Origin of the sequence: Uliginosibacterium sediminicola (genome assembly GCF_039631295.1) — a bacterium.
Taxonomy (GTDB): domain Bacteria; phylum Pseudomonadota; class Gammaproteobacteria; order Burkholderiales; family Rhodocyclaceae; genus Viridibacterium; species Viridibacterium sediminicola.
Window position 1 is genome coordinate 1 of the sequence record NZ_JBDIVE010000028.1, and the last position, 935, is coordinate 935.

At 60.9% G+C, this 935-nt stretch carries 1 protein-coding gene; it reads left to right on the forward strand.

All coding sequences use genetic code 11. The features are described 5' to 3' along the window. Positions 1-27: 27 nt before the first annotated feature. A partial coding sequence (locus ABDB84_RS20000; protein WP_345921548.1) for a thiamine pyrophosphate-binding protein occupies positions 28-935 on the forward strand: 908 nt, incomplete at its 3' end.

Below are 935 nucleotides of genomic sequence, written 5' to 3' on the forward strand. Positions count from 1 at the left end.
AAATACAGCGATCTGCTTGCCAAATGGCTGGTTGAGGCAGGCTATAGCAAGTGTTTTTCACTCGGTGGTGGGAACATCATGCACCTTGTGGAGAGTGTGAGTCGCGCCATGCCTGTGGTGCCTGTCATTCACGAAGTGGCGGCGGGCATTGCAACGGAGTACTTCAATGAGACCGGTGATGGGCAGCGCGCGTTTTCGCTGATCACGACCGGTCCTGGTCTGACCAATATTGTGACCGCACTGGCCGGGGCCTTCATGGAAAGCCGCGAATTGCTGGTGATTGGTGGTCAGGTCAAGACCGCCGATTTGTGCCGTGGCGAAATCCGCCAGCGTGGCATTCAGGAGGTTGAAGGTGCGCGCTTGGTGGAGGCGGTGACCAAGCGCAGCGTGCGCCTGGATGCGCCGATCAAGCGCAGCGAGTTTCTGGAAATCGTCAAGACGGGCTGGCAACCACGCAAAGGTCCGGTGTTCATCGAGATGCCGCTGGACGTGCAGGGTCGTATGGTGGCGCCTGGCGACTACGAGGATGCGGTCGACGCGCGTGCCGAACCGGCTTTGCCGCTCGCCAGTGAGGCGCAGCTGCAAGAGATCGTAGCGCGCTTCAAGCGTGCCAAACGTCCGGTGCTGATGCTCGGTGGCGGGGTGAGTCGCGCCACGGCCAAGCGCATCGGAGTCGAAGGCTACCAGGGCTTCGGCGTGCCGATCATGACCACGTGGAATGGCGCAGACCGGATTGGCAGCGAGCATCCGCTGTACTTCGGTCGTCCTAACACCTGGGGTCAGCGTTACGCCAACATTCTGGCGCAGCAAGCCGATTTCGTACTGGCGCTGGGCACACGTCTGGGCATGCAGCAATCGGGTTTCAACTGGCAGCAGTTCATTCCGCTGGGCGACATTGTTCAGGTCGATCTGGACCCAGCGGAGCTTGCCAAGGG